Raw genomic sequence first — 8,217 nt, 5'->3', positions numbered from 1 at the left:
AGCACGGCACGGACACCGCCGCGGGCGCGGGCCGGGACCCCCTGCCATCGGGGACCGCCGGTATACCGGGCACCGCGGACGTCCCGGCCGGACACCCCGGCGGTCCGGGGCAGCAGCCTCCCGAGCTTCTCCAACCGCTCACCGCCCGGGAGCGCGACGTGCTGGGCTGCCTGGAGGAACTGCTCACCACCGCCGAGATCGCCGAGCGCATGTTCGTCTCGGTGAACACCGTGCGCACGCACATCCGGGGCATCCTGCGCAAACTGAACGTCAACCGGCGCAACGCCGCCGTGCGCAAGGCCCGCGAACTGGGTCTGCTGGACGACTGACGGACCTCACCCGCCGCGGGGCGGGTCCCCTCAGCGCGGGTCCCCTCAGGGCGGGTCCCCTCAGGACGGGTTCTCGCGGAGCAGGTCACTGTACGAGCGGGCTTCGAGGTCGGTATCGGCGACGCCGAGCAGACGCAGGTATTCGGCGCACTGCGTGTGCAGCTGGGCGACGCCGAGGTCCCCGTCGTAGTCGACGGCCTCCACCTCCACGAAGGACCCGAGCCCCTCGACCTCGTCGACGTGGAACTTGACGTTGTCGATCCAGAGGATGTGTCGGCGTTTGCGCACCACCACGTCCCGGGTGAGCGCGGCGTCGAGCAGTTCGTCGAGCCCACGCTCGGCCGCCAGCGGGTGCATCCGCACCTCGGACTGCCTGGGTGCGTCGCCGTCCGGCCGCAGGTAGTGGATCAGGTTGTTCTCGATCGTCCCCCGTCGCCGTTTCAGCCGGCCGTGGGCAACGCGGTAGTACACGTCCTCCTGCGTGTCGACGCCCTGCGACCGCGCCCCGAGCTCGGACAGGCGCTCCAGGACACGGTCGGGATCGGGACAACGGGCCTTGAACTCGACGTTGCGATGTGTCATCACCCCATCATCGACCTCGTGCGGACAGCCGGAGGCGGAATCGGTGGGCGGGTCCGCCCCCGGCTGTCCCGGAGGCACCTACCGGGGTGGGGCCTGGCTGAGCCGGTGTCTGAGTGGGCGGACCTGAACGAGTCGGAGGCCGGTCACCATCCCGATCCCGCCGACCAGGTTGCCGAGCGCGGCCCACCCGAGCTGGATGGCCCAGTCGAGGTAGCCGAACGTGGCCAGCCGCGTGTGCAGCGCGGCGAACATGAGCAACGAGTCCAGCACCGCGTGGAACAGCTGGGTTCCCGAGATCAGAAATCCCACGGCGATCGCCGCGATGATCCGGCCGAACTCGGAATCGGCTCCGAGCTGCATCCAGGTCATCAGCGTGATCGCCGATCCGGCCAGAACGGCGAGGCAGAACGACGACAGGCTCACCCCGAGTTCGGCGAAGTGGTTGCCGGACCGGGCGGCGACCCGGTGCAGCCCGGGGAACGCCCGGATGATCAGCCAGGTGACCACCCACCCTCCGAGCAAGTTCATCACCAGGGTGAATCCCCAGAGGCGCAGCAGAGCACCCAGGGACGCGAGCCGGGTGGCGACCGCGGTCACCGGGACGAGGAAGTTCTCGGTGAACAACTCGCTCTGCCCGAGGAGCAGGGCGAGGAAGCCGATGCTGAAGGCCAGGCCCGCCAGCAGATGACTGCCGGTGACGTGCAGGGTGTACAGCAGCGCCAACACCCCGGTGCCGACCTCGAGACCGCCCATCAGACCGGTGGCGAGCACCGTGTGCCAGGGACGGGAGAGCCGGTGGTACCCACTGGCGAGGGTCTGGCTGAAGGTCCGCTCCAGCGGGGTACTCGGCGGGGGCTCGTCCGGCGGTGGTCCGTGTCGGCTCATCCACCGTGCTGTACCCACCGGAACCCCGGTCCGGAGCGAAACCACGCGTTGAGCTGAGAACGGGCGACGGGCCCCGGTGGTGGGAGCACCGCCGCCCGCGGCCCTGCTGTCAACAGCGGCGGAAGCGGGGGGATTCGAACCCCCGGACCCTCTCGGGTCGCTCGCTTTCAAGGCGAGTGCAATCGGCCGCTCTGCCACGCTTCCCGTGCGGGTCAGGGTAGCGCCTCACTCGTCGGACTCCGACAGGTGTGCGAGCACCCGGGAGAAGGCCCCGGCCAGCACCGTCTGCTCCTCGGGCGTGAGCAGGTCGACGAAGTGCTCCCGCACCCCGGACACGTGCGTGGCCGCGGCCCGGGCGAGCACGGCGAATCCGGCGTCGGTCAGCTCGGCGGTGACGCCCCTGCGGTCGCCGGGCGGCCGTCCGCGACGGACGTACCCGCCCTCCTCCAGGCGGGCGATCCGGTGGGAGAGCCTGCTCTTGGTGGACCCCAGCATCGTGGCGAGTTCGTTCATCCGCATCCGCCGGTCGTCGGCGTCGGACAGGCAGGCCAGCACCTCGTAGTCGATGAGGGACAGCTCGTGCCGGTCGGCGAGCTCCCGGTGCAGGCACTGCCGCAGCATCAACGTGGACACGATGTAGTTCCGCCAGGCCGACATCTCACCGTCGGACAGCCAGCGCACCTCATGCGGATCCCGATCCATGGACACGCACGGTAGACGGTCCGCCACCGCCTCCGGCCACCGCGACGAGAATTCCACGCCGACCCTGACGAGGGTGACAAAAATGGTTGCCGGACTACTCCGGAAGGAGCAACCTGGAGGCAACGGACGGGTTCACCGGGAGACGACGAGTCGTCGAGGGAACCGTCGGTCCTGTGGCCCGCCGGGAAAGGTCAGGTGGTGCCGTGACGGATGACTGGTCGCGGTCGACCGAGGCACTGTGTGCGGCACAGTGGGCTCGGTGATCCCAGGAACAAGTGGGCTCTGCGACCCCACGCGACGCAGTGGGCGCTGTGATCCCACGGCCGGGGTGGCCGGAACCGGTCCGGTCGTGATGCCAAGAGGGCAGCGCTTCCCGGGCGTTGGCATGCATCCCGCACCCACGGCGCCGGTCGGGACCGATCTCCGTGCGGTTCTGTCGTGACGCACCACGGTCTCAGGCGTCGGCCCGGACACCGGTCGACCGCACCCCGACACGCGACACGGATGTCGCGAAGCAGAACGGAACAACCTCGGAAGGTCCTGGGTGCGCGGGTCGCACCCAGGATCGTCGTGTGCGGGCCGGACGTCGCGTCAGGCCCGGGAGACGGTGCGGCACGGCCGGGCGGGCACGGGCCGCGCCGCCCGGCCGTGCCGGTCAGGGTGTGCGCCCCGGGATCAGGACCTCTCCGCCCCGTCCGTGGCCTGGGTCGTCATGACCCGCTGGCTCGCGCGCTGCTGAGCCAGCTTCTTCCAGTCCTTCGGCGCCTGCGGTGCGACGCCGTTGACCTCCTCGGTGCTCAGCGCGTACTTCCCGGTCACGTACGCCATCGCGTCGCCGTTGCGGTCGAGCGCGGTGCGGTCGACGTTGCCCAGGTCGTCGCACTCGGTGTGGTAGCACGGGTCGTACGACTCGCCGGCCGTGCCGCCCCACTTCGCGACCTGCTCCTCGGTCTTGACGACCTCAGCACCGGTGAACAGCCCACCCGCGGGGATGCCGTGGGCGATGAACTCACCGTAGTCCGACCGGCCGGTGAAGTCGCTGCCCTCGGTCGGCACGCCGACCGAGTTCTCCAGGTAGTCCACGAAGGACGCCTCGATCTGCGCCGAGCCGTACGGGCCGGGGCCCGCGCCGACCCCGTCGGAGTCGTCGCCGTCGTAGACGAAGTACCCGGCGTTCGGCGAGCCGATCATGTCGAAGTTCAGGTACAGCGCGATGTCGAGCTCCTGCTCGAAGCTCAGCGAGTTCACGTAGTGGGTGGAGCCGATGAGGCCGAACTCCTCGGCACCCCACCAGGCGAACCGCACCGCGTTGTTCACCCGGGCGTTGCCACCGAGCGCGAGAGCGGTCTCCAGCAGCGCGGCCGAGCCGGTGCCGTTGTCGTTGATGCCCGCGCCCGCGGTGGCGCTGTCCAGGTGGGCCCCGGCCATCACGACGTTGTCCGTGCGGCCCGTCCGCGTCTCCGCGATGACGTTGTAGGTGGTGCGCTCCTCCATCAGCGCACGCAGCTCCAGCGTCGCGTCGGTACCCGCGAGCCCGGTCAGCGCCTCGCCGTCGGCCTGGGTCAAGCCGCCGATCGGGATGACACCGGCGTCCGGGTCGCCGAGGGTGCCGTTGACCATGCCCGGCTCGTTGTTGTAGACGAGGGCGCCCACGGCACCGGCCTCGGCGGCCGACTGCCCCTTCTGGGCGAACGTGCAGGCGCCGCGCTTGATCAGCGCGATCTGGCCGGTGACGTCGCCGAAGTCGGCGGCCTCACAGCCGGGCGTGGCGTCCGGCTCGATCGCCGCCAGCGGCGCCGTGATGCCGCCCTCGGAGGTGGACGGGCTGTAGTTCATGATCCGGACCGGGTAGTCGGTCCCGTCCACCGAGAAGCTCTCGGCGAGCGTTTCGCTGTAGGTGAACGGGAACTCCTGCCGGGTCACGTCGAAGCCGGCCCGCTCCAGCTTGCCCGCCACGTACTCGGCGGAACGCTGGTAGCCCTCGGTGCCGGCGGCCCGGTCGCCGCCGCTGGTCTCGGCGATGCGCTGCATCGCGATCAGGTGCCGATTCGACTTGTCGCCGTCCACCTGCTTGGCCAGCCGCTTCGGCAGGTTCGGGTTGGCCTGCGGCTCGGCGGTCGCCGTCGCAGTGCCGGTGAGCGCGAGACCCACGCACGCGGCGAGCGCCACGGCCGGTCTCAACCTGCTCCGCATAGATGACATTCGCAATACCCCTTCGTGGTTACGATGCGCGGTCACTTTGTTTCCTGCTCGCCCGAAAATCAAGCTCCGTTCGTAGGAACGTGTCGGCCGACGCCTCGTCCGGTGGCCTAGAGTCGCGGTATGCGCGCGATCATGCTCCGGGAACCGGGTGAGCCCGGGAACCTCGAATGGACCGAAGCCGCCGACCCCACCGCGGGCCCCGGTGAGGTCGTCGTCGACGTCGCCGCGAGTGCCGTGAACCGGGCCGACCTGCTGCAACGGCAGGGGCACTACCCGCCACCCCCGGGCGCGAGCGAGATCCTCGGCCTGGAGTGCTCCGGCACGATCGCCGAGCTCGGCCCGGACGTCACCGGGTGGCAGGTGGGGGAACAGGTGTGCGCACTGCTGTCCGGGGGCGGATACGCGCAGAAGGTCGCGGTGCCCGCGGGGCAACTGCTGCCCGTCCCGCCGGAGACCGACCTGGTCGCCGCGGCGGCGCTGCCCGAGGTCGCCTGCACCGTGTGGTCGAACGTCGTCTCGCACGCCGGGCTGGCCGAGGGTGAGGTGTTGCTCGTCCACGGTGGAGCGGGCGGTATCGGCACGCACGCCATCCAGGTCGGCAAGGCGCTCGGCGCCACCGTCGCGGTCACCGTCGGATCGGACCGGCGCGCCGACCGCTGCCGCCAACTGGGCGCCGACCTGGCGATCAATTACCGGGAACGGGACTTCGTCGAGGCGCTGCGGGCCGAGACCGGCGGCGCCGACGTCATCCTCGACAACATGGGCGCGAAGTACCTCGCGGCCAACGTCGACGCCCTCCGAACCGGCGGCAGGCTCGTGACGATCGGGTTGCAGGGCGGCACGAAGGCCGAGCTGAACCTCGGCAAGCTCCTGGTGAAACGGGCGAGTATCGCCGGCACCACCCTGCGCGGGAGGCCACCGGAGGAGAAGGCCCGCATCGTCGCCGACGTCCGGGAACACCTGTGGCCGATGCTGGAGCTGGGCACCGTGCGCCCGGTGATCGACCAGGTCGTGCCGATGCCCGACGCCGCCGAGGCCCACCGCGCCCTCGAAGCGGGCGGAGTCTTCGGCAAGGTGCTCCTCACCGTCCGCTGACCCGTACCCACGGCACGGGGCGGTTCTGCCGTGAAGGACTCCTTCACTGCGTCAGAAGCGGCGAAGGAGTCCTTCACGGCACCACACGGAGGGAAGGGGGCCTTCACGGCACACCCCGGCCACGGTGGCTCAGGGGAGGGTTTCCAGGGCGTGGAGGAGGGCGGTGATCTCGGTGGGGGTGGTGTAGTGCGCCAGGCCGATGCGGAGGGCGCCGCCGACCTCGCCCACGCCGAGCGAGGCGAACACACCGTCGGCGCCCTGCTCGGTGAACACGCACACGGCGTGCTCGGCGAGGTGTTGGGCGACCTCGGTCGCCTTCCGGTCGGCCACGGTGAACGCCAGCGCCGGGATCCGCCGCGTCGCGTCCCCGAGCACCATGATCCGCCGCATCGTCCGCAGCTCGGTGGACAGCTGTGCCAGCAGCCCCGCGTGGTACGACTTCGCCGAGCCCAGCGAAGTCAGCAACCGTTCACGGCGGGATCCGGCGGCGGCGTCGTCGAGCCGGGCCAGGTGCTCGACCGAGGTGACGAGCCCGGCGAGCAGCGGGATCGGGTGCGGCCCGAGTTCGAGTCGTTCCGGCCCGGAAGCGGCCGGGTCGAGCGCCACCGAGGGCACCCGTTCGAGGGTCTCCGCGTCCCGGAACACCAGCGCGGACAGCTCGGGGCCGCCCCACGCGCGCGCGGACACCACGAGCACGTCCGCCCCGAGCCGGTCCAGGTCCAGCGGCACGAACGGCGCGGCGTGGGTGGCGTCGACGACGGACAGCGCACCCGCCCGCCGGGCGATCCCGACGACCGTGTCGACATCGGGGCGGGTGCCGACCGCCCCGGAGGCCGCGGTGACCGCGACCGCCTTCGTCCGGGGCCCGATCAGCTCCTCGTACTGCCAAGCGGGGAGCTCGCACGTCTCGATGTCGATCTCGCTCCACCGTACGTCCGCACCCACGCGTCGCGCGGCACGCAGCCAGGGGGCCAGGGTGGCCTGCTCGTCCAGCCGCGAGAGGACGACGTCGTCGCCGCGCGTCCAGGTGTCGGCCAATGCGTCCGCGAGCCGCGTCAGCAGCACGGTCGCGTTCGGGCCGAGCACCACCGTCTCGGGGCGCGCACCGGCCAGGTCGGCCACCGCGACGCGGGCCTCGGCGAGGAGGTCATCGGCCCGCCGGGAGGCGGGGAACGCACCGCCGGGCGCGGAGAACGGGGTGCGCATCGCCGTACACACCGCCGAAGCCACGTCCTCGGGAACCAGCATCCCGGCGGAGCCGTCGAGGCGGACCCCACCGGCACCCAGGCCGGGGTACAACCCTCGGATCCGGGCGACGTCGAACGCCATGCGCACACCGTACGGACGGGTAACATCGCCCGGCGCGAGGGCCGCCCTGTCCGGTCCGGTGTCGGCCGGGCCCGACTACTCTGGGCGAGGGCACCGAGAGACGACCCGACCGCCGGAAGGACCGGCGGCGCGTACCGAGTCGATCCAGGGATGGAGCGTATGACCGAGCCGACGAACCCGGGGGACACAGCCGGCGACCGGGACGACGGGTCACAGCACGTGGTCGTGGTGGGCCCGGACGGGCAGCCGATGGGTACGGCGCGGATCAATCCGGGCGAGGGGAACGAGCAGTCCGAGTCGGTCGGTGACATGGTCGAGGAACCGGCCAAGGTCATGCGGATCGGCACGATGATCAAGCAGCTGCTGGAGGAGGTGCGGGCCGCTCCGATGGACGAGGCCAGCCGCAACCGGCTGCGCGAGATCCACGCGACCTCCATCAGGGAGCTGGAGCAGGCGCTGGCACCCGAACTGCAGCAGGAACTGGAGCGGCTGGTGGCGCCGTTCACCGCGGACAGCACCCCGTCGGACGCCGAACTGCGGGTCGCGCAGGCGCAGCTCGTCGGTTGGCTCGAAGGGCTCTTCCACGGCATCCAGACGGCCCTGTTCGCACAGCAGATGGCCGCGCGCACACAGCTGGAACAGATGCGGCGGGGCCTGCCCCACGGGCAGGGCGGCCACGGCGGTGGCGGCGCTGACCAGCACGGCCCCGGGATGACCACCGGCCAGTACCTCTGACCGGCCGGAACCTGAGACCGGCCACGGTCACAGGCGGCCGAGCACGCGGTCCAACCAACGGTCGAGGGAAACCTCGTACCGCTCGGGCGCCCGTGGGCTCCCGGCGTCCCCGAGGCTGTCGGCCAGTGCGGTGGTGACGGGGGCGGCCCACTCGGGGAGTACGAACACGTGCTGCCAATTGCCCTCCCGCATCCGCACCTGGGCGAGCAGTCGATACCCGGCGACGGCCTCGTGCACCCGGAGCCCCCGCGCCGTGCGCGGCACGGACGGCACGGGGGACGGGACGACCACCACGGTGGGACGGGCCCGGCGCACCACGGACGTCGGGTCCGCGCCGCCGTCGCGGGTGGCGTCCACG

8 protein-coding genes, 1 tRNA gene and 1 pseudogene are annotated in these 8,217 nt (G+C 71.4%); 3 read left to right on the top strand and 7 right to left on the bottom strand.

The window, feature by feature from the left end:
- On the top strand, positions 1-329 hold a 329-nt coding region (locus tag SACHA_RS22660), incomplete at its 5' end, for a response regulator transcription factor (protein ID WP_039739421.1).
- A 60-nt stretch (positions 330-389) separates the two neighbouring features.
- Here the strand turns inward: SACHA_RS22660 and SACHA_RS0116515 are convergent.
- From SACHA_RS0116515 to SACHA_RS0116495, 5 genes are all read right to left on the bottom strand, one after another.
- Positions 390-911 carry a class IV adenylate cyclase gene (locus tag SACHA_RS0116515; protein WP_019811539.1) on the bottom strand — a complete coding sequence of 174 codons (522 nt, stop codon included), beginning with the start codon at positions 909-911 and terminating at the stop codon, positions 390-392.
- Positions 912-989: 78 nt separating this feature from the next.
- Entirely contained in the window at positions 990-1,796 is an 807-nt protein-coding gene (locus SACHA_RS0116510) for a formate/nitrite transporter family protein (protein ID WP_019811537.1), read from the bottom strand.
- A 119-nt stretch (positions 1,797-1,915) separates the two neighbouring features.
- Positions 1,916-2,000, bottom strand: a tRNA-Ser gene (locus SACHA_RS0116505).
- A 21-nt stretch (positions 2,001-2,021) separates the two neighbouring features.
- Positions 2,022-2,498 carry a MarR family winged helix-turn-helix transcriptional regulator gene (locus SACHA_RS0116500; protein ID WP_019811535.1) on the bottom strand — a complete coding sequence of 159 codons (477 nt, stop codon included), beginning with the start codon at positions 2,496-2,498 and terminating at the stop codon, positions 2,022-2,024.
- A 675-nt stretch (positions 2,499-3,173) separates the two neighbouring features.
- Entirely contained in the window at positions 3,174-4,700 is a 1,527-nt protein-coding gene (locus tag SACHA_RS0116495; protein ID WP_028663266.1) for a M28 family metallopeptidase, read from the bottom strand.
- 120 nt (positions 4,701-4,820) lie between these two features.
- Here SACHA_RS0116495 and SACHA_RS0116490 point away from each other — a divergent pair, with 120 nt between their 5' ends.
- Positions 4,821-5,795, top strand: a complete 975-nt coding sequence (locus tag SACHA_RS0116490; RefSeq protein WP_019811531.1) for an NAD(P)H-quinone oxidoreductase — start codon at positions 4,821-4,823, stop codon at positions 5,793-5,795.
- 129 nt (positions 5,796-5,924) lie between these two features.
- Here SACHA_RS0116490 and SACHA_RS0116485 read toward each other — a convergent pair whose 3' ends face one another.
- Positions 5,925-7,124, bottom strand: a complete 1,200-nt coding sequence (locus SACHA_RS0116485) for a cysteine desulfurase-like protein (RefSeq protein ID WP_019811529.1) — start codon at positions 7,122-7,124, stop codon at positions 5,925-5,927.
- A gap of 159 nt (positions 7,125-7,283) precedes the next feature.
- On the opposite strand from SACHA_RS0116485, the gene SACHA_RS0116480 reads away from it, so the two are divergent.
- On the top strand, positions 7,284-7,859 hold the full coding sequence (locus tag SACHA_RS0116480; protein WP_028663265.1) for a bacterial proteasome activator family protein: 576 nt from the start codon (positions 7,284-7,286) through the stop codon (positions 7,857-7,859).
- A gap of 27 nt (positions 7,860-7,886) precedes the next feature.
- Here the strand turns inward: SACHA_RS0116480 and SACHA_RS0116475 are convergent.
- A pseudogene (locus tag SACHA_RS0116475) lies at positions 7,887-8,217 on the bottom strand (hypothetical protein); the annotation flags it as partial.

The organism is Saccharomonospora halophila 8, from assembly GCF_000383775.1.
GTDB lineage: Bacteria > Actinomycetota > Actinomycetes > Mycobacteriales > Pseudonocardiaceae > Saccharomonospora > Saccharomonospora halophila.
The sequence above is the reverse complement of the archived record's forward strand: the minus strand, read 5'-3'. Positions and strand labels throughout refer to the sequence as shown.

Coding starts and splice junctions, on each gene's coding strand:
- SACHA_RS0116515 (WP_019811539.1), bottom strand. CDS start 911: ATGACACATCGCAACGTCGAGTTCAAGGCCCGTTGTCCCGATCCCGAC.
- SACHA_RS0116510 (WP_019811537.1), bottom strand. CDS start 1,796: ATGAGCCGACACGGACCACCGCCGGACGAGCCCCCGCCGAGTACCCCG.
- SACHA_RS0116500 (WP_019811535.1), bottom strand. CDS start 2,498: ATGGATCGGGATCCGCATGAGGTGCGCTGGCTGTCCGACGGTGAGATG.
- SACHA_RS0116495 (WP_028663266.1), bottom strand. CDS start 4,700: ATGTCATCTATGCGGAGCAGGTTGAGACCGGCCGTGGCGCTCGCCGCG.
- SACHA_RS0116490 (WP_019811531.1), top strand. CDS start 4,821: ATGCGCGCGATCATGCTCCGGGAACCGGGTGAGCCCGGGAACCTCGAA.
- SACHA_RS0116485 (WP_019811529.1), bottom strand. CDS start 7,124: ATGGCGTTCGACGTCGCCCGGATCCGAGGGTTGTACCCCGGCCTGGGT.
- SACHA_RS0116480 (WP_028663265.1), top strand. CDS start 7,284: ATGACCGAGCCGACGAACCCGGGGGACACAGCCGGCGACCGGGACGAC.